Here is a 24325-nt window from a genome sequence, read left to right on the forward strand (position 1 = left end):
ACCCGGCTCCCGCCGGTTCTCGCCGTCACGTCGGCACGGCCGTCACGGGCCCGCCGATCACCTAGATGGCCGGCCCGGCCTCCGCGTTCCCGCCCCGGCTGGCTGTGACGGTTCGGTCATACTCCGCCGGTTTGACGAGCCCTCACCAAGTCTGCACTATTCCACTAACGTGTTAGTGGAATGAGGTGGAGGGATGGAGTTCCGAGTGGACCGGCGCAGCGGCGTCGCCACGTATCTCCAGCTCGTCACGCAGGTCAAACAGGCCCTGCGGCTGGGCGTGCTGGAGCCGGGCGACCGGCTGCCGACGGCCCGTGAGGTGGTGGCGGCCACCGCCATCAACCCGAACACCGTCCTCAAGGCGTACCGGGAGCTCGAACGCGAAGGGCTCGTCGAACCCCGCCCCGGCGCGGGCACGTTCGTCCGCCGCTCCCTCTCGCACCCCGGCGCGGCCGCCGATTCGCCGCTGCGCCTGGCCCTGGCCGACTGGATGGCCCGGGCCCGCGAGGCGGGACTGGACCGCGAGGACATCACGGCGCTCATCGCGGCGGCCGTGGACGAAAGCTTCAACCCCTCCGGGCCCGGGCGGCCCGGACAGTCGAGAGAGGAGACGGCGTGAGCGATCCGACCCACGCGCCGGCACTACGGGCCACAGGGCTCGGACGGGACTTCGACGGCCGGCGGGCCCTGCACGCGTGCGACGTCGAACTGCCCGCGGGACGCGTCACGGCCCTCGTCGGCCCCAACGGCGCCGGCAAGAGCACCCTGCTCCAGCTCGCGGCCGGCCTGCTGCGCCCGACCAGCGGGGAGATACGCGTCTTCGGTGAGGCCCCCGGCAGCCCCGGGGCACGCCGGCGCACCGCATTCCTCGCCCAGGAGAAGCCCCTGCACGTCGGCTTCAGCGTCGCCGACACCCTCCGCCTGGGCCGCGAACTCAACCGCGGCCACTGGGACCAGGGCGCCGCCGAGCGGCTGCTCACCGGCTCCGGCATCCGCCGCGACGCCCGGATCGGAACGCTGTCGGGCGGCAACCGGACCCGGGTCGCACTGGCCCTCGTCCTCGGCAAGCGCGCCGACCTGCTGCTCCTGGACGAGCCGCTGGCCGACCTCGATCCGGTCGCCCGGCACGACGTCATGGCCCTGCTCATGACCGAGGCGGCCGAGCACGGCACCGGCATCGTGATGTCCTCGCACGTCCTGGCCGAACTGGAGGACGTCTGCGACCACGTGGTGCTCCTGCGGGACGGGGCCGCCCGGCTCTGCGGCGACGTCCAGGAACTCTGCGAGGCGCACACCTGGATCACCGGCCGCGCCGACCCGCTGGAGGACGACGGACTCCCGCGCTCCCTCGACCGCGCCACCGTCGTCCACTCCGCCGTCGGCGGCCGCCAGGTCACCGCGCTCGTGCGGACACCGGCCGGCGACCCGCCGTATCCGGACGGCGCGGCGGACGGCCGCTGGATCACCGAAAGCCCTACCCTGGAGACCCTGCTGCTCGCCCACCTGCGCGCCCCCCGTCCCGCCGCCGAGAAAGAGGCCGCCGCATGAAGGGCGTCCTGTGGCTGGCCTGGCGCCAGCAGCGACTGATGATCCTCTCCGCGCTCGCCCTGCTGGCGGTCTGCGCCGCGTGCGTGTCCTACTGGCGCTCGGAGATGGCGGAGCTGATCGACGCCACCGGCTGGGTGCCCTGTCCGGGCTGGAACGGCGGCTGCGAGAGCTACACCACCTTTCAGGTCATGGAATGGAACTCCACCGGCATCCGCGCGCTCGGCACCCTCGGCCTCGCGGTACCGGCCCTGATCGGCGTGTTCTGGGGCGCCCCGCTCATCGGCCGGGAGCTGGAGACGGGCACGTTCAAACTGGCCCTCACCCAAGGGGTGGGACCGCGCCGCTGGTTCGCGGCCCGGTTCGGCCTCGCGGCGCTCGCCGCCGTGCTCGTCGCCGTCGTCATCGGCGGGCTCGTCGCCTGGTGGTGGCTGCCCATCGCCAACACCCTCGACGGGCCCTACTGGCACGACGCCCCCGTCTACAACGCCACCGGCCCCGCCCCCGTGGCCTGTGCCCTGTTCGGGCTCGCGGCCGGCACCCTCGCGGGGCTGCTGGTGCGCAGGGTGCTGCCCGCGATGGGCGTCGCCTTCGCGGCGATCGGCGCCGCGATGCTGCTGGTGACGTACTTCCGCACCTCCTGGATCGCCCCCGAGACGCGGATCACCCCGGGCGACACCCCGAAGCGGCTCGTCGGAAGTGCCTGGTCCACCGGGCAGTTCGGCTACATCACGCCCGACGGCCGGGAGTACTCGATCGAGAAGTTCTGCCAGACCTCCGGCGACGAGATGCGGGCGTGCATGGCCGAACACGGTTTCACCGGCCGCTACCACAAGGTCTACCCCAGCGGCGAGTTCTGGACCTTCCAGTGGATCGACACCGCCCTCTACCTCGGTACCGCTGCCGTGCTCGTGGCCCTGACCCTCGCCGTCCTGCGCCGCCGCACGGCCTGACCGCCGGCCGCCGCATCCTCCGTACGTCCTCAAGTCCTCAAGTCCTCAAGTCCGCACGTCCGCACGTCCGCACCTCAGGGATCCCTCATGGCGACCAAGAAGAACCTCACCGCCGACCGCGCCGGCCTCGGCCACAAGGTCCGCTACGCGCTGGGCAACCCGACGCGCATCGCGCCCTACGTACGCAGGGCCGCGCGCGACCGGTGGCTGCGCCTCAAGCACCCCGACCACGTGGGCTACTACCGCGCCATCATGGCCTCCGACACCGGCCGCAACCCGGAGGCCGCCGTCGGCAGCCAGACCCACGAACGCTGGCTGGCCCTCGGCAAGATGCAGTTCGACTACCTCATGCGACACGGCCTCACCCCGGGCCACCGCATGCTCGACATCGGCTGCGGCAACCTGCGCGCGGGGTGGCGCTTCATCGAGCACCTGGAGAAGGGCCACTACTACGGCATCGACATCTCGCCCGACATCCTCATCGAGGCCAAGCGGACGCTGGCCGGCCGGGGACTCCAGGCCAAGCTCCCGTACCTGACCATCACCCAGGACCTGACCCTGGACTTCCTGCCCGACCGCCACTTCGACGTGGTCCACGCGCACAGCGTGTTCTCCCACTCGCCGATCGGGATCATCGACGAGTGCCTCGCGCACGTGGAGCGGGTCCTCGCGCCCGGCGGCTGGTTCGACTTCACCTTCGACCGCACCGAGGGTGCCGAGCACCAGGTCCTGCGCGAGGACTTCTACTACCGGACCCAGACCCTCGTCGACCTCGCCGCCAGGCACGGGCTGAAGGCCCGGTTCATGGAGGACTGGGAGGAACTCGGCCACGGCCAGTCGAAGATCCGCGTCACCGCCGCCTGACGGCGCCCGGCCCGGGCGGGAGGCTTCCGCGAAGGCCTCCCGCCCGGGCTGCTTCATGCTCAAATCTGCTTGCTACCGGACTACTTCGAGCAGGTTCCTTCAAATGGGCCGCCCGGGTCCGCTATCTTGCCCGGTGCATGCCAAGGCGGTGTGTCCGCGATCCGGACCGCACGAGGAGCTGCCCGATGAGTCCGACGAGACTGTCCCTGAGGCGCGACCGGCACGACCCCCCACCCCGGCACCATCTCCGCGGCCGTCCCGGCGGCCACCGCACCCGCCTCGCGGCCCTGCTCGCCGCCGCGCTCGCGGCGGCCGGCCTCGCCGCGGCCGGCCCGGCCACCGCCCGTGCCGCGGCCGCCGCCCCCGCCGCCCCCAACGCCACGGCGGGCAACGCCACCGGCCTGGTGCAGTCGGGGGCCACCTTCACCGTGAGCACCTCCAGCGGGGCCAAGGCCCGCGTGGTCGTCGCCCGCGCCGACGTCTTCCGGCTCTGGCTCTCCCCCGACGGGGCCTTCACCAACGACCCGGCCGGCTCCGACCTCGCCCCCACCACCGACTTCGGCCCCGTCGCCGCGAACTGGACCGACGCCGGCACCCACTTCCGGATCACCACGGGCGCCCTCTCCATCCGCGTCCACAAGACGCCCCTGCGGTTCTCCGTCTACCGGGCCGACGACTCCACCCCCGTCTGGCAGGAGACCCAGCCCACCAGCTGGGGCGGCGGCAAGACCACCCAGTACCTGGCGCGCGGCGAGGACGAGCAGTTCTACGGGACCGGCCTGCGCCTCGGCGAATGGGCGCTGCGCGGCAAGACGGTGCCGGTGGCCGTCGACAACAAGTGGCGCGAGAACGACAACGCCAGCCCGGCCCCCTTCTACATGTCCACCAACCGCTACGGCGTCATGCGCAACACCTGGGCCCCGGGCTCGTACGCCTTCGACGCGCCCACCGCCCTCACCCACGACGAGACCCGCTTCGACGCCTGGTACTTCACCGGCGATTCCCTCAAATCCGTCCTCGACGCCTACACCGACGTCAGCGGCAAACCGTTCATGGCCCCGATGTGGGGCTTCGAACTCGGCAACGCCGACTGCTTCAACGCCTCCAACCCCGACTACCAGGGCGACCACGCCCGCCCGCGCCACCAGACCACCCCCGACGTCGTGGGCTACGCCGCCGACGCCCGCGCCGCCGACATGCCCTCGGGCTGGTTCCTGCCCAACGACGGCTACGGCTGCGGCTACACCGCACCCCTGAAGTCCACCGTCGACGCCCTGAAGGCCAAGGGCTTCCAGACCGGCCTGTGGACCTCCACCGGTCTCGGCTCCATCGCCGAAGAGGTGGGCACCGCGGGCAGCCGCGGCGTCAAGACCGACGTGGCCTGGATCGGCAGCGGCTACAAGTACGCCTTCCAGGGCGTCCAGCAGGCCGTCGACGGCATCGAGAAGAACTCCGACGCCCGCCGCTTCGTGTGGACCGTCGACGGCTGGGCCGGCACCCAGCGCAACGCCGTCGTCTGGACCGGCGACACCCACGGCACCTGGGACGACATGCGCTGGCACGTCCCCGCCATCGCCGGAGCCGGCCTGTCCGGCCTCAACTACGCCGCCGGCGACGTCGACGGCATCTTCGGCGGCAGCCCCAAGACGTACGTCCGCGACCTCCAGTGGAAGGCCTTCACCCCGGCGTTCATGACGATGTCCGGCTGGGGCGCCGTCAACCCGTCCGCCGGCTACCAGGACAAGCAGCCCTGGCGCTTCGCCGAGCCCTACCTCTCCGTCAACCGCAAGTACCTCCAGCTCAAGATGCGGCTGATGCCCTACCTGTACACGATGAGCCGCACCGCCCACGAGAGCGGCGTCCCCAGCACCCGCGCGATGGTCCTGGAGTACCCCGACGACCCGGTGGCCCGCGGCAACCTCACCAGCGGCCAGTTCATGGCCGGCGACTCCTTCCTCGTCGCGCCGGTCGTCTCCGACACCTCCGTCCGCGACGGCATCTACCTGCCCGCCGGGACCTGGACGGACTACTGGACCGGCAGGACGTACGCCGGCCCGGGCTGGCTCAACGGCTACCGGGCGCCCCTCGACACCCTGCCGCTCTTCGTCAAGGGCGGGGCGATCGTGCCGATGTGGCCGCAGATGAACCACTCCGGAGAGAAGCCCGTCGACACCCTCACCTACGACATCCACCCGCGCGGGACCTCCTCCTTCAGCCTGTACGAGGACGACGGCCGCACCCGCGCCCACCAGAGCGGCGCCTTCGCCCGCCAGCGCGTGGACGTCAGCGCCCCGGCGGCCGGCTCCGGCACGGTCACCGTCTCCGTCGGCGCCCCCACCGGCGGCTACGCCGGACAGCGGGCCTCGCGCGGCTACGAACTGACCCTCCACGTGGCCTCCGCCCCCACCGCCCTCACGGCGGACGGCGCTCCGCTGCCCCGCCACGCCGACAAGGCCGCCTACGACGCGGCCGCCACCGGATGGTTCTTCGACCCGGCCGACCGGGCGGGCGTCCTGTGGGTCAAGACCGGTACGAAGACGGGCGCGTTCACCGTCACCGCCGCCGGCACCTCCGTCCCGGCGGCCGAGCCGGTCCCGGTCACCTCGTCCCCCATCTCCCAGGCGGCCTGGACCCTGGTCTCCGCCGACAGCCAGGAGACCGCGGCCGAGAACGGGGCCGCCGTCAACGCCTTCGACGGCGACCCCGCCACCATGTGGCACACCGCCTGGTCCTCCGGCAAGCCCGCGGCCCTCCCGCACGAGATCCGCATCGACCTCGGCGCCCGCTACGCCGTCGACGGCCTGGGCCACCTGCCGCGCCAGGACGGCGGGGTCAACGGCCGGATCGGCGGCTACGAGGTCTACGTGTCCGACACCACCACCGACTGGGGCACCCCGGCCGCCACCGGCACCTTCGCCGACACCCCGGCGGCCACATCCGTCACCCTCGCCCCCAGGACCGGCCGCTACCTGAGGCTGCGGGCCCTGACCGAGGCCGGCGGCCGCGGCCCCTGGACCAGCGCCGCCGAACTCACCCTCACCGGCCGCCCGGCACCGCTCCCCGCCGACGCCACCCTCGTCAACGCGGCCTCCGCGCGCTGCCTGGACCTCCCGCACAGCGCCACCGCCCCCGGCACCGCACCCACCCTCTACTCCTGCCACGGCGGCCCCAACCAGCGCTGGACCCTCCAGGGCGACGGCCGCCTCACCGGCCTGAACGGGGTCTGCCTCGACGCGGCCGACCCCGCCAGGGTCACCGTCCAGGCCTGCGCCGCCGGACCCGGCCAGAGCTGGCAGCCCGGCCCGGACGGCAGCCTGCGCAGCTCCGGCCAGTGCCTGACCCCGGCCGCCAACGGCACCGCCAACGGCACCGGCCTCACCCGGGCCGCCTGCACCGGCGCCGCCGCCCAGCGCTGGACGTTCACCCCCTGACCGGACCGGGTCCGGCCCGGCTCCCCACGCCGGACCGGACCCGCCCAACACCCCCTAACCGGCGCCCGCCGCTTCCGGTGCCCGCCCGGGCAGCAGCCGGGCCGCGGCCAGACCCAGGGCGGCCAGCGCCGCCAGGGCCGCCAGCGGGCCGCCCGCCGCCCCGGCGCCCGCCGCACCGCCCCCGGCGCCCGCCGCGACCGCGATGCCCAGGCTCGGGCCCACGTTCATCGCCGTCTGCTTGAGCCCGCCCACCACCCCCGCGTAGCCGGGAGGCGCTTCGCCCACCACGGTCCCGGTGGCGGTGACCATCACCGCAGCGAACCCGGCCCCCAGCACCCCGAAGGCCACCCCGCCGCCCGCCTCCAGCCCCGCGATGCCCAGCACCACCAGCGCCGTCCCCGCGAGCCCCGTCCGCCGGGCCCCGTGGCGGCGCAGCGAGGCCTGCGCCACGGGCGCCCCGGCCACCATCAGCGCGGTCAGCGGCAGCACCCGCAGCCCGGTGGCGAGCGGGCTGAGCCCCCGTACGTCCTGGAACAGGAACGTGGCCGTGAACAGCGCCCCGAACATCCCGGCCGACACCGCCAGCAGCAGCGCCACCGCCGCCGCCACCGGCCGCGACCGGGCCACCGGGGCGGGCACCAGCGGCAGCGCCCCGCGCCGCTCACCCCGTACGAACAGCGCCCCGAGCCCGGCGGCCGCCCCGGCCCCGAGGAGCACCGGCGCGCCCGTCCACCCGTGCTCCGGCACGCCGGCCAGCGCGTACACGGCCGCGGCCAGCGCGCCGGCCAGCAGCACCGGACCGGCCGTACCCAGCCGGCCGGGCTCCCGCTCCCGCGGCGCGGGCACCCGTACCGCCAGGGCCAGGGCGGCGATCAGCAGCGCGGCCGGCACGTTGAGCACGAACACCGCCCGCCAGCCCAGCAGCGCGACCAGCGCCCCGCCGAGCAGCGGGCCCGCCGCCGCGGCCGCCCCGATCGCGCCGGTGCGCACCGCCACCGCCCGCCCGAGCCGCTCGGGCGGGTAAGCCAGCCGCAGCAGGGCCAGGGTGGCGGGCTGCAGCAGCGCCCCGAACAGCCCCTGTACGGCGCGCAGCGCGATCACCCAGCCGACTCCGGGAGCCAGCGCGATCCCCGCCGAGGCGGCGGCGAAGCCGAGTACGCCCGTGAGCAGCAGCCGGGTGTGCCCGTACCGGTCCCCGAGCCGTCCGGCGACGACGAGGAAGGCGGCGACGGCGAGCAGGTACGCGGTGCTCGTCCACTGCACCTGTGCGACCCCGGCCCCCAGTTCGCGGCGCAGGGCGGGCTGCACCACGACGAGCACGGTGCCGTCGAGGGCGACGAGCATCGCCCCGGCCGCGCTGACGGCCAGCGCGAGCCGCTGCCTCACGCCGGCTCCGGCCCCAGGTGGGCGTCGACCACGGCGTCGACCAGTGCGTCCAGGACCCGGCCGCCCGCCTCGCCGGTCCCGGTCCCGGTGGTGTTCCCGTTCCCGTTCCCGAGGACCAGCGGCAGGCTGCCGTATCCCCACAGCTGCGCCGTTCCGTGCAGCCCCGCCCAGAGCGCGGCCGCCGTCACCTCGGGCTCCGCCGCCCCGCACGCGGCGACGAGCCCGGTCAGCAGCCCGAACAGCGGCAGGGTCTGCTCCCGCAGCCGGGGCGCGTCCGAGGGCTCCTGGCCGGTGCTGTCCAGCAGGTCGTGCCGGAACATCAGCTCGAACATGCCGGGCTGCTCCAGCGCGTAGCCCACGTACGCCCGTCCGAGCCCGCGGACGTGCTCCCGGGGCGCGGGCCGCGCGGCGCCGACGGCGAGGAAGCGGGTGCCGAGGTCGCCGAAGCCGCGCCAGGCGATGGCCGACAGCAGCGACTGGTGGGTGGGGAAGTAGCGCCGCGGCGCGCCGTGGGAGACGCCGGCGCGGCGGGCGATCTCGCGCAGGCCGAGGGAGCCCGTCCCCTCGGTGGTGACCAGCTCCACGCCGACGTCGATCAGCCGCTCGCGGAGCGGCGCATCCGTTTCCTTGTTCATAGACACTGTCTACCACGGTGCGTGGACAGTGTCTGCGCCGGGTCGCCGGTTCCCGCCCCCGACGGCGGGTAGACGCGGGACAAGCGTCAGGGCAGGAGCGGCAGGAGGAGGTCGTCATGGGAGCCGACATCTGGGGGTTCAAGCACCGGGCGGGCTACGACCCCGGCACCGACCTCGTCGGGTACAAGGTCGAGGCCGCCGACGGGTCGATCGGCAAGGTGGACCGGCACACCGAAGACGTGGGCCGCTCCTACCTGGTCGTCGACACCGGCCCCTGGATCTTCGGCCGCAAGGTCGTCATCCCGGCCGGTGTCGTCTCCCTCGTCGACATCCAGGAGGAGACCGTGCACCTCGGCTGCACCCGCGAGCAGGTCAAGGACTCGCCCGACTACGAGCAGGGCGGACGGCACGAGGACGAGCAGGGCGGACGCCACGAGGACGAGCCCGCCTTCGTCCGGCTGATCGAGACCCACTACTCCAACCCGCACATGTGAGGCGGCGCCGCGCGGGCGGACGGGAAGCCGGTGGCGGCCGGCCCGCCCCATGGGTGATCATCTCCGGATGATCACGGAGACGACGACAGAAACCATCAACGCATCCGCGTCGGGTACCTGGACCCTCGGCGACCTCAAGGTCAACCGCATAGGGTTCGGCGCCATGCGCCTGCCGCAGAACGGCGCCGCCCTCCGGGCGGACGCCGCCTCCGGCGACCGGGCCCGGGCCATCGCAGTCCTGCGCCGCGCCGTGGAACTCGGCGTCAACCACATCGACACCGCCGCCTTCTACTTCTCCCCGCTCCGCTCCGCCAACGAGCTCATCAACAGCGCCCTCGGCGGCCCCTACCCCGACGACCTCGTCATCGCCACCAAGGTCGGCCCCGCCCGGGACGCGTCGGGGGAGTGGGCCGACCACGCCGGCCCCGGCGAACTGCGCGGCCAGGTCGAGGAGAACCTGCGCCAGCTCGGCCGCGACCACCTCGACGTCGTCAACCTGCGGGTCCTCGGCACCGCCTCCGTGGCCGAGCGCTTCGGCGTCCTCGCCGAGCTCCGCGAGGCCGGACTCATCCGCCACCTCGGCCTCTCCAACGTCACCCCCGAACAGCTCGCGGAGGCCCGGGCCATCGCCCCCGTCGTCTGCGTGCAGAACATGTACGGCATCGGAGTGCGCCCCGAGTACGACGCCTTCGTACGCTCCTGCGGGGAGCAGGGCATCGCCTTCGTGCCGTTCTACTCGATCGCCGCCGCCGGCCGCGAGACCGGCGCCCCGGCCGCCGAGAGCGAGGAGCTGCTGACCGTGGCCCGCGCCCACGGAGCCTCCCCCGCCCAGGTGCGCCTCGCCTGGACCCTGCGGCGCGGCCCCCACGTCCTGGCCATCCCCGGTACCGGCAACCCGGACCACCTCGCCGACAACATCGCCGCCGGCGCCCTGCGCCTCACCGAGGAGGACCTGGCCCTCCTGGAACGCGTCCACCACACGCCCACGCCCGAGGGGTAGCGGGCCCGGCGGAGCCGGCGGGCCCGCCGCCGGCGCCCGCCGGCCCGGCCGCGTCCGGCACAATCGGCGGATGAGCGAAGAGACCCCCGCCGGCTCCGGCAGCCCGTACGACCACGACCCCTACCTCTGGCTGGAGGACGTGGAAGGCGAAGCCGCGCTCTCCTGGGTCCGGGAGCGCAACGCCGAAACCGTCGCCGCGCTGACCACCGACCCCGGCTTCAAGGTGCTGGAGCGCGAGGCGCGCGAGGTCCTCGACGACGACGGGCGCATCCCCTACGTCACCCGGCGCGGCCGCCACCTCTACAACTTCTGGCAGGACGCCGGCCGGCTGCGCGGCGTCTGGCGGCGCACCACCCTGGAGGAGTACCGCACCGAACGGCCGGCCTGGGAGACCCTCCTCGACCTCGACGCGCTCGCCGAAGCAGAGGGCGAGAAGTGGGCCTGGGCCGGTGCCACCGTCCTCGGCCCCGAGTACCGCCACGCCCTGGTCATGCTCTCCCGCGACGGCGCCGACGCCTGCGTGGTGCGCGAGTTCGACCTCGGCACGCTGGAGTTCACCGCGGACGGCTTCACCGTCGAGGAGGCCAAGACCCGGATCGACTGGATCGACGCCGACCACGTCTGGATCGGCACCGACTTCGGCCCCGGCTCCATGTCCCCCTCCGGCTACCCCCTCCAGGTCCGCCGCTGGCGCCGGGGCACCCCCCTCGCCGAAGCCGAACGCGTCTACGAAGCCGGACCGCGGGACCTGTCCGCCACCGGCTGGCACGACGACACTCCGGGCTTCGAACGGGACTTCGTGTCCCGGCAGATCGACTTCTGGAACGGGGAGCTGTTCCTGCTCCCCGAGGACCCCGCCGCCGCCCCCGAGAAGATCGACGTACCGGACGACGCCGATGCCGGAATCCACCGCCAGTGGCTGACCGTCCAGCCCCGCACCCCCTGGCTGGGCCACCCCGCCGGCAGCCTGCTCGTCTTCGACCTCGACGACTTCCGGGCGGGCGGGCGCGAGGCCGAGGTGCTGTTCACCCCCGACGAGCGCACCGCCCTCGCCGGCTACAGCTGGACCCGCAACCACCTGCTGCTGAGCACCCGCGCCGACGTCTCCTCCCGCCTGGAACTCCTCACCCCGGGCCACGGCGGCTGGACCCGCGCACCGCTGGAGGGCGTGCCCCCGCTGTCGACCGCCTCGGCGGGCGGCACCGACCCCGACGAGAGCGACGAGTACTTCCTCAGCGTCACCGGCTTCCTCCAGCCCTCCACCCTCTCCCGGGGCGAGGCCGGGACCGCCGGCACCGAGGTGCTCAAGCAGGCACCCGCCCTCTTCGACACCGCCGGGCTCCGCGTCAGCCAGTACTTCGCCACCTCCCCGGACGGCACCCGGGTCCCCTACTTCGTGATCGGCCCCGAGGACCGGCCCGGCCCCGGCCCCACCCTGCTCTACGGCTACGGCGGCTTCGAGATCTCCATGGTGCCGTCCTACAGCGCGGTCAACGGCCGGACCTGGCTCGCGCGCGGGGGCACGTACGTGCTCGCCGGCATCCGGGGCGGCCACGAGTACGGGCCCGCCTGGCACCAGGCCGCACTCGGCGCCAACCGCGTCCGCGCCTTCGAGGACTTCGCCGCCGTCGCCCGCGACCTCACCGCCCGCGGCATCACCACCCCCGCCCAGCTCGGCATCGAGGGCGGCAGCAACGGCGGCCTCCTCATGGGCGCCGTGCTCACCCGCTACCCCGAGCTGTTCGGCGCCGTCGTCTCGCACGTACCGCTGCTGGACATGCTCCGCTTCCACAAGCTCCTCGCCGGGGCCAGCTGGACCGCCGAGTACGGCAACCCCGACGACCCCGCCGACCGGCCCCACCTGGAGGACATCTCCCCGTACCACCGGATGAGCGCCGACGGCCCCGCCTACCCGCCCCTGCTGCTGCTCACGTCCACCCGCGACGACCGCGTCCACCCCGGCCACGCCCGCAAGGCCGCCGCCCGGCTGCGCGAACTGGGCCACCCCGTCCTCTTCCACGAGCACATCGGCGGCGGCCACTCCGGCGCCACGGACCACCAGCAGACGGCCTTCAACGAGGCCCTCGTGGCCACCTTCCTCTGGGAGCGGCTCACCCCGGCGAGGTGACCGTCCGGCGCGCTCCACCGGCCCCGCCGCTCCGGGGCTGGTGGAATGGACCGACCGGCGGCCCACAGGGGGCCGCCCGCCGGCCGGAGGAGACGTGTCGGACCGCCACGGCCACGTACCGGACCCCGACGGGGCGCTGGAGGCCATCGGCACGACCGACGACGAGCGCGCCACCTGCCGCGAGCTGGCCGCCTTCGTCTTCCGAACCCTGTGCGACGCGGCGGCCGTCGACCTGACCGCCGAGGGCCGCACCGAACGCGTCGCCGTCGCCGGAGCCGCCGCGCTGCTGCGCGCCCCCGGGCCGCCCGTACGGCCCGCCGTCCGGGCGGTCGACGGCGGCCATCCGCTGCGCAGCTGGACCCTGCGCCCCGGCGGCCCCCCGGTGCACGGCCTGTTCGTCGCGCTGACCCGGCACGGGACCTCGTTCGGAACCCTCCTCGCCGTCCGCACCGGCGCCGCCTTCGACGACCGCGAGGCCGCCGCCCTGCACTTCGCGGCGCGCGTCGCGGCCCTGCACATCCGGCACGCCCGCCGGCTCGCCGCGACCGAGTCCGTCGCGCTCGACCTCCAGCGGGCCCTCGTCTCCGACCCCGGCCGGCCCCACCCGAACCTGCTGGTCGCGGGCCGCTACCTGCCGGTCGGGCCGAGCGCGCTGGTCGGCGGCGACTGGTTCGAGACGGTCCGGCTGCACTTCGGGCGGACCCTGCTGGTGGTGGGCGACGTCATGGGGCACGGCCTGCACGCCGCCGTGGACATGAACGCCTACCGCTCCACCCTGCGCGAGGTCGCCTCCACCGAACTCGCCCCGCACCGGGTGCTGCGCCAGCTCGACGCCCTCGTCGCCGAGGACGCCGCCCGCCGCGCCGCCACCTGCCTGCTCGTACGCGTCGACCCCGCGCGCGGCACCGCCCTGTACGCCAGCGCCGGGCACCTGCCGCCGGCCGTGTTCGCGGCGGACGGCACCGGCCGGCTGCTCGACGTACCGGTGGGGCCGCCGCTGGGCACCGGCCTGGGCGGCTACGAGTCGGCCGCGCACCCCTTCCACCCCGGGGAGACCCTGGTCCTGTATACCGACGGGCTGGTCGAGCGGCGGGGTGAGGACATCGACCGCTCGCTGGCCCGGCTCACCGCCCTGCGCCTGCCCGCCTGCGCGACGGCCGAGGAGGCCGTGGACGCCGTCGTCGCCGGGCTCGACGCCCGTCACGCGGAGGACGACGTCGCCGTGCTCGCGGCCAGGATCCGGCCGCGGAGCGCGCCGGCGTGAGGGCTCAGGCGAGGGCGCGGGCGATGAGGAGGGCGACGTCGTCGTGCGTGTCGGGGCGGCGCAGGGCCGACAGCAGCAGGTCGCAGGTCTCCTCGATGGGGCGGTGCGGGCCGGCCAGCAGGTCGGTCAGGGTCAGCAGCCGGGTGTCGATGTCCTGGTCCCGGGTCTCGACCAGCCCGTCGGTGTAGAGCACCAGTTCGTCGCCCTCGCCGAGGGTCACGGCGGTGGTGCTGAACGGTACGCCGCCGACCCCCAGCGGCACCGCCGTCGGCAGCCGCAGCAGCCGGGGAGGGCGGCCGGCGCGCAGGTGTACGGGCGGCAGGTGGCCCGCGGTGGAGATGTGGCAGAGCCGGCTGTGCGGGTCGTAGACGGCGTAGACGCAGGTGGCCATGGCCTCGCCGAGGTCGCCGGTCGCGGCGTCGAGGTGGGTCAGGACCGTGGCGGGGTCGAGTCCGAGACGGCCCAGCGCGCGGGCGGTGGCGCGCAGCTGGCCCATGGTCGCCGCCGCGTTGATGCCGCTGCCCATGACGTCGCCGACGACCAGCGCGGTCCGGTCGCCCGTGATCGGGATGACGTCGAACCAGTCGCCGCCGGTCTCGTCGGCGGCTCCCGCCGGCTGGTACCGGTAGGCGATGTCCAGCCCGGGGGCCGCCGGGGGGTGCTGGGGCAGCAGGTGGCGCTGGAGGGCGAGGGCGGCGTGCCGCTGGCGCTGGTACCAGCGGGCGTTGTCGATGGACACGGCGGCGTGGGCGGCGAGTTCGGAGGCCAGGAGCACGTCGTCGGGGCCGAAGGGCACGGGGTTGCGGGCCCGTTTCAGGTCGAGGGTGCCCAGCACCTGGCCGCGGGCGATCAGCGGCACCGCGAGGTACGAGTGCACTCCCGCCTCGCCGAGCAGCCGGGCGGCGTCCTCGTCGCGGGCGATGCGCGGCAGGTCCTCCGGCCGCACGTGCGGGACGAGTTCGGGCCGCGCGGTGCGGGCGCAGCGGGCCACCAGCCGTTCGGGGCGGTAGGACGCCACGTCGCCGACGGGGTCGGCCGCCGCCTCGGCGGGGGAGCGGTAGGCCGCCTTCACCGCCAGCGCGCGGAACCGTACGGCCCGTTCGTCGTCGGTCCCGCCCGGCCGGGGGCCCGTCAGCATGGTGTCGAGGACGTCCACGGCGGCGATGTCGGCGATCTCCGGGACGGCGACGTCGGCCAGCTCCCGGGCGGTGATGTCCAGGTCGAGGGTGGTGCCGATGCGCACGGAGGCGTCGGCGATCAGGGCCAGGCGCCGGCGGGCGTGGGCGGCCGAGACGGCCGCCCGGTGCTGTTCGGTCACGTCCACCACCGAGACCGCGACGCCGATCACCCGCTCGGCCTGGTCCTCCAGCCGGTAGATCGACACCAGCCAGGCCCGCTCGCCGGAGTCCTCGGAGATCTGGCCCGTGGTGAAGTGGTCCAGCAGGGGCACGCCGGTCGCCATGACCTCCCGCATGCCGGCCTCGATCGCGGAGGCGTCCAGGAAGGGCAGGATGTCGGCGATCCGCTGCCCCAGGTGGCGCTCGGACGGCACCCCGTTGATCCGTTCCAGGGCCGGGTTGACCAGGACGTACCGCAGGTCGGTGTCGAGGACGGCCAGTCCGATGGGGGACTGGTCGACCATGCGCAGCGACAGGGCCAGGTCCCGTTCGACGCGGCGCAGGGTGGCCTGCTCGGAGGCCAGGCCCAGGGCGTACATCCGGCCGTTGGCGGCCTGGAGGCGCATGTTGCGGAACTCGACGAGCACCGTGTGGCCGTCCCGGTGGCGCACGGGGAACGACCCCGCCCACGCCCCCTGGCCCCACATCACCCGGGCGAACAGCTCCAGGACCTCCTCGCGGTCCTGCTCCTCCACCAGCAGGGCCGCCGCGTACTGCCCGAGCGCCTCCTCGGCCGGGTACCCGAAGAGGGTCTCGGCCTGCGGGCTCCAGAGGCTGATCCGCCCGTCGGCGTCCAGGACCACGGCGGCCACCCCGAGCACGTCGAGCAGGCCGCCCGCCGTCGGGGTTCCCGCTCCGGGGCCGCCGGAAGGCGGTCCGGGCTGCGCATCGGCCATCACCGGCGCCTCCTCACCCGGGCGGACTCCCCACCATGCTGATGCCCCGTTCCGGCCGCGGCGACCCGGTCGGGGCCATCGGGTGGGGTGTCACCGCCGTCCGGGGGAGGGCGGTGACACCGGGCGCGCCCGGGGTGCCTGGTGCGGGCCGGTCAGTGGAAGAGCATGGACGCGCCGCCCGCCGCCGTGGTCACGGATCCCGGGCACAGGAAGCTGCCCGAGCTCTTGGTGGCGGTGAAGGCCCGGTTGACGTACTTCCCGGTGGCGGCGTCGCGGTCCCACTGGATGCCGGTGGCCTTGTAGCGGCAGGAGATGAAGCTCTGCTGCCCGGTGATGTCGATCAGGTCGGTGCGGGCGGTGGCGCCGGCCGCGTCGAAGGTGAAGGCCGGGTTGTTGTTGAGGGTGGCGGTGATGCCGCCGTCGCAGGCGAGGTTTCCGCCGGGCTTGTTGATGCTGGTCCGGTCGACGGTGAGGGCGCTGGGGGGATTGGCGCTGGTGCGGGCGTTGGTCCAGGTGCAGGTGTTGCCCGCGACGACGATGACGCCGTCGACCTTCTGGTCGGCGGCGGGGGCGGAGGCGGCGGCGCTCGTGACACTGCCGGCCGTGGCCGCGAGGGCCAGCGCCGCGACGGCGAGTTTCGCACGGTGCATCATGTCGCTCCTCTGTGACACGTCCTTGTGGGGGTGTGGTGCGAGGGCGGTGCGGAGTGCGCCACGGAATGTGTCACAGCCGTCTTGAAATGTCATGCACGTGTCATACATTGGCCGGAATGGGGCCCTGGACGGGGGAGGGCGGTGGCGTCAGGGGACGTCGCCGTCCGCCGGCTCGGCCTCGTAGACGTGCGGGGCGTCCCCCTGCCACTCGATGAGCGCGGGCGCGCCCCCGAGGACCACCTCGTCGGGGTCCGGGACCTCCGCGCGGCGCAGGAACTCGATCACGTCCGCGTCGGTGTGCGCGGTGCCGAGGGCCGCGTCGCGGTCCCGGACGCGCAGGGTGACCCGGCGGCCGCCCGAGGGGGAGATGCGGTGGACGACGATCGGCGCGTGCTCCATGCCTCCACCCTGGAGCCGCTCCGGGGTCCGCGCATCCGGGCGGGGCGCGGACGCCGGGCGCGTCCCCGCCTCGCGGGCTCCGGAAATGTAATGCCTCAACTGGCTGAGTGATCCTATACTCGCCCCATGCAGCCAGTGATCATCAGACGCGCCGCCGAGCAGGACGCGGAACAGCTCACCGCCCTGGTCCGGTCGTCGGGCGCCTACCGGGGGGAGTACGCGTCGATCGTCTCCGGCCACCGGGTCACCGCCGGATACCTCGCCCGCCACGAGGTGTTCACGGCGGCCGGCCCGGACGGCCGGCTGCTCGGCTTCTACGCCCTCGTCCTCGAACCGGCCGAACTGGACCTGGCCTTCGTCGCGGACGAGGCCCAGGGGACCGGCCTCGGCCGCCGGCTGGTGGAGCACATGCTCGGCCGGGCGCGCGAGGCGGGCCTGGACGCGGTGCGCGTGGTCTCCCACCCGCCGGCCGAGGCCTTCTACCGCCGCATGGGCGCGGAGCGCGTCGGGACCCTGCCCCCCGCTCCGCCGAAGGTCACCTGGGAACGCCCCGAGCTGCTCTTCCGCACGGCCTGACGGCGCGGCGAACCGGCGCGTGGCAGGCTGGAGGACATGTGCGGCCGATACGTTTCCACCCGCGGCCCCGAGGACCTGTCGGGCCTCTTCGGCGTCACCGCACCCGAGCCCGGTCCGGTGCTGCCGCCCAGCTGGAACGTCGCCCCGACGGACCCGGTGTGGGCGGTGCTGGAGCGCGCCGACCGGGAGACCGGCGAGCTGCGACGGCAGCTGAGGGCCCTGCGCTGGGGGCTGGTGCCGTCCTGGTCGAAGGGGCCGGGCGGCGCGGCGAAGATGATCAACGCCCGGGTCGAGACGGTGGGGGAGAAGCCCGCCTACCGCCGGGCCTTCGCCAAGCGGCGCTGCCTGCTGCCCGCCGACGGCTTCTACGAGTGGGAGTCCGTACCGGCCTCCGGACGCGTGAAGGCGTACAAGCAGCCGTACTTCATCAGCCCGCAGGACGGCTCGGTGATGGCGATGGCAGGCCTGTACGAGTTCTGGCGCGACCCCGCCGTCGCCGACGCGGACGACCCGGCCGCCTGGTGGGCCACCTGCACGGTCATCACCACCGAGGCCACCGATGCCGCGGGCCGCGTCCACCCCCGGATGCCGCTGGCCCTCGCCCCCGCCGACTACGACGCCTGGCTCGACCCCGCGCACGAGGACACCGGCACCCTGCGCGCCCTCCTCGCCACCCCTGCCGGGGGCCGCCTGGAGGTCCGCGCGGTGGACACGGCCGTCAACAACGTGCGCAACAACGGCCCCGAGCTGCTCGAAAACGCCCCGGCGCGCTGAACCACCACACACCACACCCACCCCTTCCCGCTCCGGCAGACAGGACACACATGAGCACCGGCACAGAGACCGGCACGGAGAACGCCGCCTACGAGATCGGCCCCGGCGTCCCCGACGTGGCCACCTACCTCCGGCTGCGCGGCGCGACCGGCCTCGGCGCCAAGAGCCCCGAGGGCGCGGCGACCGGACTGCCGAACTCCTGGCACTGCGTCACCGTCCGGCACGCCGGCGAGACCGTCGGCATGGGCCGGATCGTCGGCGACGGCGGCTGCTTCCTCCAGATAGTCGACATCTGCGTGCTCCCCGAGCACCAGGGCCAGGGCCTCGGCAAGCTGATCATGACGGAGCTCACCGCCGAGCTGGAACGGCGCGCGCCCCGGGGTACGTACGTCTCCCTGATCGCCGACGGCGACGCCCGGCACCTCTACGCGAAGTTCGGCTTCGCCGAGACCGCGCCCGCCTCGGTCGGCATGGCCCGTCTGTTCTAGTGCTGTGACCGGAAAGGCTCACCGGGTCTCGCCCGACCCGCGAGGCCCGGCGGCTACGCGCCGGGCGGCAGCACCACCACCGGCACCCGCTGGACCAGGTTGTTGCCGAAGCCCCCGCGGTTCCAGGGCTGTTCGAGGGGCTGGGTGCGTCCCGTCGCGTCCGTGGCCCGGACCGTGAGGACGTGGCGGCCCGGCACGGCCGTCCACGGCCCGTGCCAGGCCTGCCAGGCCCAGCCGCCCGGCTCCCGCCCGGCCACCTCGGCGTCCGCCCAGGTGCGGCCCCCGTCGGCGCTCACCTCGACCCGGGTCACCGGACCGTGCCCCGACCAGGCCCGCCCCTCCAGGCGCACCGGCCCCGGCCGCACCACCCGCACCCGGGACATGAAGTCGGGGAAGCCGGGCGGGACCATCAGCGCCCTCGGCTCGATCCGGGTCACCGGCTCGCCGGGCTCCTCGGCGGTGCGCCGGTACCGGTAGGCCACCGCCTGCTGGAACCCGGCGAAGGGCCCCTCGGTCAGGGTGATGTCCCGCAGCCATTTCACGTGCGCCATCCCGTACCAGCCCGGCACCACCAGCCGCAGCGGGAACCCGTGCTGCGGCGGCAGGGGAGCGCCGTTCATCGCGTAGGCGAGCAGCACCCCGGGATCGGCGCCGGCGGCCACCCCCAGGGGCAGGCTGCGCCGGTAGTCCTGTTCGACGCCGCGCTCCACCCCGTGGTCGGCGCCGGTGAACACCGCCTCCACGGCGTCGGGCGGCACCCCGGCCGCGGCGAGCACCGTGCGCAGCGGCACCCCGGTCCAGTCGGCGGTGCCCACCGCCTCGACCAGCCACGGCTGGCTCACGGGCCGGGGCGTCAGCCGCGCCCGCCCGTTGCCCGCGCACTCCATCGTGACCCGGTGCGTGACGGCGGGCAGCGCCCGCAGGGCGGCCAGGTCCAGCGACAGCGGCGTCCGCACCCGGCCCCCGACCTCCAGGCGCCAGCCGTCGGCGTCGGCGGCGGGGATGTCGTAGTGGACCAGGACGTAGTGCAGCCCGGCGGGGGTGACCTCGTACCGGAGCGCCTCCAGGGGCAGCCCGTGGTTGCGCGCGGCGAGGGCCAGCTCCTCGGGGCTGATCCCCTCGCCCTCGGCCGCCACCCGGCCGGGAGCGCTGACACCGCTCAGGGGCGCCTCGTCCATCCCCCCATCGTCGCGCGCCCGCGCCGGTCCCGCCCGGCGCGGGTCCGGCCCCCGGCCCCAGCCCCCGGTCCCGGCCCCGGGCTCAGCCGATGGTGTCCGCCAGGTAGCCGTGCAGCGCGCGCTTGAGCTCGCGGACCAGGGCCGCCCGCTCCCCGCCCTCGGCGGCGACCACCAGCGGCACCATGGCCTGGAAGATCTGGATCCCCACGAGCGCCGTCCGCGAGCGCTCCGCGGCGGGCAGCTCCGGCGCGCGGGCGGTGATCATCGCCTCGACCCGGGCCAGCAGTGCCGCCTGGACGGGCCGTGCCGCGTCGGTGAGGCCCGCGGGCATGTCCGTGCGGGCGAAGAGGGCCTTGAAGCCCGGATGGGCGACGTTGAAGGCGACGATCGGGTCCACCATCCGGTCCAGCAGCGCCTCCAGGGACAGCGACGTGAAGCGGGCCTCGTCGAAGGCCTCCTGGTGGGCGGCGCGCAGCTGTCCGACGAAGCGGTCCGCGAGTGCCTGGGCGATGGCCTCCTTGTTCGAGAAGAACTGGTAGAGCGAGCCGGGGGAGATGCCCGCCTCGGCCGCGATGGCGATGGTGGTCGCCTTCTCGTAGCCCGCGCGGGCGAACACCACCGCCGAGGCGTCCAGGATCTGCGCCATCCGCTGCTCCCCGCGGGCCTGCCGCCGCCGGGGGGCCGGCCGGGCGTCCCCGCCGTCCGCCCCCGTCCCCGCCCCCGACGCCCCCGCCGCTCCGGCCGCGCGCGCCCTGCCGGTCTTCTCCGCCACCTGGTCCTCCGTCAGATCTCAGCCCGTGGGCACCGGTTGAAAATACGAATGATCATTCGTAATCTCGCCGCCATCACGGAAGAACGCGAATCATCATTCGTAAAATCCTACGGCAGGGGGAATCGTGCTCGGAAGGTTCATCGCGGAGCGGGCGAGGTGGATCGTCGCGGCGGGCATCGCGGTGGCGCTCCTCGCGGGCGCCATCGGCGCCGGAACGCTCAACGCACTCTCGCTCAACCGCTTCGAGGCCCCCGGTTCCGAGTCCATGCGGGTACGGGACGTCCTCGCCAGGGACCACCACACCGGCAGCCCCAACCTGGCCCTGCTGGTGACGGCACGCCAGGGAGCCGTCGACGACGACCCCGTCGCCCGTGCCGGTCGCGAACTCACCCGGGAACTCGCCGCCCGCCCCGGCGTCGGCCGGGCCTGGTCCTACTGGACCGGGGGCAGCCCCGACACCCTCCGCAGCCGCGACGGCCGCCAGGCGCTCGTCCTCGCCTGGATACCCGGCGACGCCGACCGCGTACGCCGCGAGATCCTCCCCGCCCTGGCGCCGGAGTTCACCCGCACCACCGACACCGTCCGGGTCGAGGTCGGAGGCGGCGACGAGGTCTTCCGGCAGACCATGCAGCAGGCCCGCCAGGACTTCCTGCGCGCCGAACTCGTCATCCTCCCCGTGGTGCTGCTCCTGCTCTGGCGGGTCTACCGGCGCGTCTCGGCCGCCGCACTGCTCACCGTGGGCATCGGACTCTTCGCGGTCCTGGGCTCGCTCGCCCTGCTGCGCGCCGTCGTCGCCTTCACCGACGTCTCCACCTTCGCGTCCAACATCGCCCTGGTGATGGGCATCGGACTCGGCGTCGACTACGGCCTGTTCGTCGTCTTCCGCTACCGCGAGGAGCTGCGCGCCGGGGCCTCCGTGGCCGATGCCGTCGCCCGGACGGTGCGCCGCGCCGGCCGGACCGTCCTGTTCAGCGGAGTGACGGTGGCCTCCTCCCTGTCGGTGCTCCTCGCCTTCCCCTTCCCCTTCCTGAGCTCCTTCGCCTACGCGGGGGTCGCGGTGGTACTGGCCGCCGTCGCCGGCGCGACGGTCCTGCTGCCCGCCGCCCTGGCGCTGCTGGGACGCAGGGTGGAGCGGCGCGGCCCCGTCCCCGCCGAGACCGGGGGCTTCTGGTTCCGGACGGCGAACCGCGTGATGCGCCGCCCGCTGGCCTTCGGCGGCGCCGCACTCGCCGTCCTGGTGCTGCTCGGCGCGCCCTTCCTCGGGGTGCGGTTCGGGCTGCCCGACGACCGGGTGCTGCCCGCCTCCGCGCCCGCCCGGCAGATGCACGACCAGGTCAGGGCCGGATTCACCGCCGAGGAATCGGACGCCGTGCAGCTGGTCACCGCCCGGGGAGCCGACCCCGCGGCGGTCGCCGGATACGCCGCCGGACTCTCCCGGATCGAAGGGGTCGCCCGCGTCGACTCGGCCGCCGGATCCTTCCGCGCGGGCGGGCCGGCCGGACCGGTGGCCGCGCCCGCGGAGTTCACCGGCACCGGCGGCGGCGGGCGGATCAGCGTCGTGCCCACCTCCGCCCGGCTGGAATCCGACCCCACCGGCCTGGTGCGCGAGATCCGGGCCCTGCCCGCGCCGTTCCCCGTCGAGGCCGGCGGCTACCCGGCCGAGCTCGCCGACTACCGGGACGGGGTGACGGACCGGCTGCCGCTGGTCGCGGCCCTGATCGTGGCGGTGACCTTCGCCGTGCTCTTCCTGATGACGGGCAGCGTGGTCGCCCCGCTCAAGGCCACCGTCCTCAACCTCCTGAGCCTGTCCGTCATGTTCGGCGTCCTCGTCGTGGTCTTCCAGGAGGGCTTCCTCGCCGGTCCGCTCGGCTTCACGCCCACCGGCGTGATCGAACCCGGTATCCCCATCCTGATGTTCTGCATCGCGTACGGGCTCTCCATGGACTACGAGGTCTTCCTGCTGTCCCGCATCAAGGAGGAGTACGACCGCACCGGCGACGCCCGCGCCTCCGTGTCCCTCGGGATCGCCCGCAGCGCGCCCCTGGTCACCGCGGCGGCCCTCGTCCTCGCGGTCTCCTTCGCCGCCTACGCGAGCGGTCAGGTGGTCTTCCTCAAGCAGCTCGGCGTGGGCATGGCCCTCGCGGTGGCCGTGGACGCGACGCTGATCAGGGGCGTGCTCCTGCCGGCCCTGATGCGGCTCGCCGGCCCGGCCAACTGGTGGGCCCCGGCCCCGCTCCGCCGGCTCCACGCCCGGATCGGCCTCTCCGAGCACGGCTGAGGGCCGTGTCGTGCCGCCGCCCCGGCCCCGGCTGGGGCCGATAGTGGAGCCGTGAGCGAAGCGGCGCGGGAATCCGGGGACGACGCGGGCGGTGCCGGGGCGGCCGCCTGGTCCGGGAGTGAGGGAGCGCGGGCCTTCGCCGCGCTCGAAGCGGCCACGGACTGGCTGCTCGGCTATCCGTTCGTCTTCCGGGCCCTGTCCCGGCGGGAGATCGGCGCCGGGTCGGTCCTCGTGGACTACGGATGCGGACCGGGCAGGGTGGCCGGCCACGCCGCCCGCCTGCTCGGCGCCCGCGTGGTCGGGGTGGACACCTCGCCCGAGATGCTCGCCCTCGCCCGCGCCTCGGACACCGGGGTGGCGGAGTACCACCAGGTCCGCGACGGCCGGGTCGCCGGCCTGCCGGACGGGAGCGCCGACGCGGTCATGTGCAGCCATGTGCTCGCCTCGCTGCCGGACGAGGACGCGGTGCTGGCGGTGTTCCGGGAGGTCCGCCGGCTGCTGCGCCCCGGCGGCCCGTTCGTGCTGCTGGCCACCGACCCCGCCTGCACCGGCGCGGAGTACGCCTCCCTGCGGATCGGGGAGCCCGGCGCGGTGTACGCGCCGGGCCGGGAGCTGACCGTACGGCTGCGGCGCACGGACGGCTCCTGGCAGGAGGTCCGCAACCGCGCGTGGCCCGTCGGCCTGCTGCCGGGCCTCCTGGAGCGGGCCGGCTTCCGGGACGTCGTCCAGCACCGGCCGACGGTGGAGGAGGCGGTGGACGTGGCCGATGCCGGGCTGGTGGGCAGCCGCCCGTGGACCGCCGAACGGGAGGCGCCGCCGCTGGTGGTGACCACGGCGGTGGCGGACTGAACCGGCCGCCCCGCCCCTCAATCGAACAGGCTTATGTCCGCCAATAGTTCGACTTGAGGGGCGTGGCGTGAATCAAGCCAAAAGTCCGACAATCCTGTGACCCGTATGGGAGCCTGCTGCGCACGGCGGTGGCGCGAACGCGCCCGGCCGTGACCGGGGAGGTCACATGCGTGGATCACTGCTGCGTAAAACCCGTGCGGTGCTGACGGGTTCGCTGATGGCGCTCGGCGTCGTCGGCCTCGGCGCGGCTCCGGCCAGTGCCTGGACGGGAGGGAACGTCTGGGTCAACTTCGGCAGCTGGAACTGCCCGGCGGGCGGTTCCGTCGTCGGGGTGTACTGGGGGGTGGACGCCTACTCGAGCGGCCCGGCCGGCGGTGACTGGGGCGACAACGTCATCTACCCGCGCGTCCGGGTCGGATCGGGGGCGTACAACACCCTGAGCTACCAGACGATGTGCAAGAAGTGGGGCTGGTACACGTACCGCGGTGTGGTGAGCCAGCGGACGCTGACCCCGTACAAGTCGGGCCTGAGCTACACCTTCTGAACCCTCCGCATCCCCTGACCGGGCCGGCCGCCGCCCGGCCGCG

General features: G+C 74.5%; 22 protein-coding genes. 15 read left to right on the top strand and 7 right to left on the bottom strand.

Annotated features, from left to right (window positions below; all coding sequences use genetic code 11):
* Positions 1-193 precede the first annotated feature (193 nt).
* The 5 genes from AC069X_RS04090 to AC069X_RS04110 all read left to right on the top strand — a co-directional run bounded on the left by AC069X_RS04090 (position 194) and on the right by AC069X_RS04110 (position 6790).
* Entirely contained in the window at positions 194-616 is a 423-nt protein-coding gene (locus AC069X_RS04090; protein ID WP_478724827.1) for a GntR family transcriptional regulator, read from the top strand.
* Complete coding sequence (locus AC069X_RS04095; protein WP_478724829.1) at positions 613-1545, top strand: ABC transporter ATP-binding protein; 933 nt, start codon at positions 613-615, stop codon at positions 1543-1545. The genes AC069X_RS04090 and AC069X_RS04095 overlap by 4 nt, the downstream gene beginning before the upstream one ends.
* Entirely contained in the window at positions 1542-2495 is a 954-nt protein-coding gene (locus AC069X_RS04100) for a transporter (protein ID WP_478724831.1), read from the top strand. Before AC069X_RS04095 ends, AC069X_RS04100 begins: the two co-directional genes overlap by 4 nt.
* A gap of 87 nt (positions 2496-2582) precedes the next feature.
* Positions 2583-3359, top strand: coding sequence for a class I SAM-dependent DNA methyltransferase (locus AC069X_RS04105; RefSeq protein ID WP_478724833.1), 777 nt, complete (start codon positions 2583-2585; stop codon positions 3357-3359).
* 185 nt (positions 3360-3544) lie between these two features.
* The gene (locus AC069X_RS04110) at positions 3545-6790 is read left to right on the top strand and encodes a TIM-barrel domain-containing protein (RefSeq protein ID WP_478724835.1); all 3246 of its coding nucleotides are present in this window, start codon (positions 3545-3547) and stop codon (positions 6788-6790) included.
* 54 nt (positions 6791-6844) lie between these two features.
* Here the strand turns inward: AC069X_RS04110 and AC069X_RS04115 are convergent, their stop codons facing one another.
* Both AC069X_RS04115 and AC069X_RS04120 read right to left on the bottom strand, forming a co-directional pair.
* On the bottom strand, positions 6845-8134 hold the full coding sequence (locus AC069X_RS04115; RefSeq protein WP_478725115.1) for an MFS transporter: 1290 nt from the start codon (positions 8132-8134) through the stop codon (positions 6845-6847).
* Between the two features lie 38 nt (positions 8135-8172).
* Positions 8173-8811, bottom strand: coding sequence for a TetR/AcrR family transcriptional regulator (locus AC069X_RS04120; protein WP_478724837.1), 639 nt, complete (start codon positions 8809-8811; stop codon positions 8173-8175).
* Positions 8812-8927: 116 nt separating this feature from the next.
* On the opposite strand from AC069X_RS04120, the gene AC069X_RS04125 reads away from it, so the two are divergent.
* From AC069X_RS04125 to AC069X_RS04140, 4 genes are all read left to right on the top strand, one after another.
* Positions 8928-9305 carry a PRC-barrel domain containing protein gene (locus AC069X_RS04125; protein ID WP_478724839.1) on the top strand — a complete coding sequence of 126 codons (378 nt, stop codon included), beginning with the start codon at positions 8928-8930 and terminating at the stop codon, positions 9303-9305.
* A 67-nt stretch (positions 9306-9372) separates the two neighbouring features.
* Positions 9373-10305, top strand: coding sequence for an oxidoreductase (locus AC069X_RS04130; RefSeq protein ID WP_478724841.1), 933 nt, complete (start codon positions 9373-9375; stop codon positions 10303-10305).
* Between the two features lie 70 nt (positions 10306-10375).
* Positions 10376-12433 carry a prolyl oligopeptidase family serine peptidase gene (locus AC069X_RS04135; RefSeq protein ID WP_478724843.1) on the top strand — a complete coding sequence of 686 codons (2058 nt, stop codon included), beginning with the start codon at positions 10376-10378 and terminating at the stop codon, positions 12431-12433.
* A 94-nt stretch (positions 12434-12527) separates the two neighbouring features.
* On the top strand, positions 12528-13697 hold the full coding sequence (locus tag AC069X_RS04140; RefSeq protein WP_478724845.1) for a PP2C family protein-serine/threonine phosphatase: 1170 nt from the start codon (positions 12528-12530) through the stop codon (positions 13695-13697).
* A 4-nt stretch (positions 13698-13701) separates the two neighbouring features.
* Here the strand turns inward: AC069X_RS04140 and AC069X_RS04145 are convergent, their stop codons facing one another.
* From AC069X_RS04145 to AC069X_RS04155, 3 genes are all read right to left on the bottom strand, one after another.
* A complete protein-coding gene (locus AC069X_RS04145; RefSeq protein ID WP_478724847.1) occupies positions 13702-15771 on the bottom strand; it encodes a SpoIIE family protein phosphatase in 2070 nt (689 codons plus the stop codon).
* 152 nt (positions 15772-15923) lie between these two features.
* A complete protein-coding gene (locus AC069X_RS04150) occupies positions 15924-16421 on the bottom strand; it encodes a hypothetical protein (RefSeq protein WP_478724849.1) in 498 nt (165 codons plus the stop codon).
* A 150-nt stretch (positions 16422-16571) separates the two neighbouring features.
* Complete coding sequence (locus AC069X_RS04155) at positions 16572-16823, bottom strand: hypothetical protein (RefSeq protein WP_478724851.1); 252 nt, start codon at positions 16821-16823, stop codon at positions 16572-16574.
* Positions 16824-16949: 126 nt separating this feature from the next.
* Between AC069X_RS04155 and AC069X_RS04160 the strand changes: the two genes are divergently transcribed.
* Genes AC069X_RS04160 through AC069X_RS04170 form a run of 3 tightly spaced genes read left to right on the top strand, consistent with a single transcriptional unit; the run spans position 16950 to position 18661 of the window.
* On the top strand, positions 16950-17399 hold the full coding sequence (locus AC069X_RS04160) for a GNAT family N-acetyltransferase (RefSeq protein WP_478724853.1): 450 nt from the start codon (positions 16950-16952) through the stop codon (positions 17397-17399).
* A gap of 36 nt (positions 17400-17435) precedes the next feature.
* Entirely contained in the window at positions 17436-18173 is a 738-nt protein-coding gene (locus AC069X_RS04165; protein WP_478724854.1) for an SOS response-associated peptidase, read from the top strand.
* Between the two features lie 50 nt (positions 18174-18223).
* Complete coding sequence (locus tag AC069X_RS04170) at positions 18224-18661, top strand: GNAT family N-acetyltransferase (protein ID WP_478724856.1); 438 nt, start codon at positions 18224-18226, stop codon at positions 18659-18661.
* A 53-nt stretch (positions 18662-18714) separates the two neighbouring features.
* Here AC069X_RS04170 and AC069X_RS04175 read toward each other — a convergent pair whose 3' ends face one another.
* Positions 18715-19839, bottom strand: a complete 1125-nt coding sequence (locus tag AC069X_RS04175; protein WP_478724858.1) for a sulfite oxidase — start codon at positions 19837-19839, stop codon at positions 18715-18717.
* Between the two features lie 82 nt (positions 19840-19921).
* The gene (locus AC069X_RS04180) at positions 19922-20611 is read right to left on the bottom strand and encodes a TetR/AcrR family transcriptional regulator (RefSeq protein WP_478724860.1); all 690 of its coding nucleotides are present in this window, start codon (positions 20609-20611) and stop codon (positions 19922-19924) included.
* A 124-nt stretch (positions 20612-20735) separates the two neighbouring features.
* Here AC069X_RS04180 and AC069X_RS04185 point away from each other — a divergent pair, with 124 nt between their 5' ends.
* The 3 genes from AC069X_RS04185 (at position 20736) to AC069X_RS04195 (ending at position 24282) form a co-directional block, all read left to right on the top strand.
* Positions 20736-22889, top strand: coding sequence for an MMPL family transporter (locus AC069X_RS04185; protein WP_478724862.1), 2154 nt, complete (start codon positions 20736-20738; stop codon positions 22887-22889).
* Between the two features lie 51 nt (positions 22890-22940).
* On the top strand, positions 22941-23738 hold the full coding sequence (locus AC069X_RS04190) for a class I SAM-dependent methyltransferase (protein ID WP_478724864.1): 798 nt from the start codon (positions 22941-22943) through the stop codon (positions 23736-23738).
* Positions 23739-23904: 166 nt separating this feature from the next.
* The gene (locus AC069X_RS04195; RefSeq protein WP_478724866.1) at positions 23905-24282 is read left to right on the top strand and encodes a hypothetical protein; all 378 of its coding nucleotides are present in this window, start codon (positions 23905-23907) and stop codon (positions 24280-24282) included.
* The last annotated feature ends 43 nt before the right edge of the window (positions 24283-24325 follow it).

The sequence above is a fragment of the Streptomyces sp. NPDC043896 genome (genome assembly GCF_056435605.1).

Bases quoted from the DNA above. Each gene is read 5' to 3' on its own strand.
- AC069X_RS04090 (WP_478724827.1), top strand. From the start codon at position 194: ATGGAGTTCCGAGTGGACCGGCGCAGCGGCGTCGCCACGTATCTCCAG.
- AC069X_RS04100 (WP_478724831.1), top strand. From the start codon at position 1,542: ATGAAGGGCGTCCTGTGGCTGGCCTGGCGCCAGCAGCGACTGATGATC.
- AC069X_RS04105 (WP_478724833.1), top strand. From the start codon at position 2,583: ATGGCGACCAAGAAGAACCTCACCGCCGACCGCGCCGGCCTCGGCCAC.
- AC069X_RS04110 (WP_478724835.1), top strand. From the start codon at position 3,545: ATGAGTCCGACGAGACTGTCCCTGAGGCGCGACCGGCACGACCCCCCA.
- AC069X_RS04115 (WP_478725115.1), bottom strand. From the start codon at position 8,134: ATGCTCGTCGCCCTCGACGGCACCGTGCTCGTCGTGGTGCAGCCCGCC.
- AC069X_RS04120 (WP_478724837.1), bottom strand. From the start codon at position 8,811: ATGAACAAGGAAACGGATGCGCCGCTCCGCGAGCGGCTGATCGACGTC.
- AC069X_RS04125 (WP_478724839.1), top strand. From the start codon at position 8,928: ATGGGAGCCGACATCTGGGGGTTCAAGCACCGGGCGGGCTACGACCCC.
- AC069X_RS04130 (WP_478724841.1), top strand. From the start codon at position 9,373: ATGATCACGGAGACGACGACAGAAACCATCAACGCATCCGCGTCGGGT.
- AC069X_RS04135 (WP_478724843.1), top strand. From the start codon at position 10,376: ATGAGCGAAGAGACCCCCGCCGGCTCCGGCAGCCCGTACGACCACGAC.
- AC069X_RS04145 (WP_478724847.1), bottom strand. From the start codon at position 15,771: ATGGCCGATGCGCAGCCCGGACCGCCTTCCGGCGGCCCCGGAGCGGGA.
- AC069X_RS04150 (WP_478724849.1), bottom strand. From the start codon at position 16,421: ATGCACCGTGCGAAACTCGCCGTCGCGGCGCTGGCCCTCGCGGCCACG.
- AC069X_RS04155 (WP_478724851.1), bottom strand. From the start codon at position 16,823: ATGGAGCACGCGCCGATCGTCGTCCACCGCATCTCCCCCTCGGGCGGC.
- AC069X_RS04160 (WP_478724853.1), top strand. From the start codon at position 16,950: ATGCAGCCAGTGATCATCAGACGCGCCGCCGAGCAGGACGCGGAACAG.
- AC069X_RS04165 (WP_478724854.1), top strand. From the start codon at position 17,436: ATGTGCGGCCGATACGTTTCCACCCGCGGCCCCGAGGACCTGTCGGGC.
- AC069X_RS04170 (WP_478724856.1), top strand. From the start codon at position 18,224: ATGAGCACCGGCACAGAGACCGGCACGGAGAACGCCGCCTACGAGATC.
- AC069X_RS04175 (WP_478724858.1), bottom strand. From the start codon at position 19,839: ATGGACGAGGCGCCCCTGAGCGGTGTCAGCGCTCCCGGCCGGGTGGCG.
- AC069X_RS04195 (WP_478724866.1), top strand. From the start codon at position 23,905: ATGCGTGGATCACTGCTGCGTAAAACCCGTGCGGTGCTGACGGGTTCG.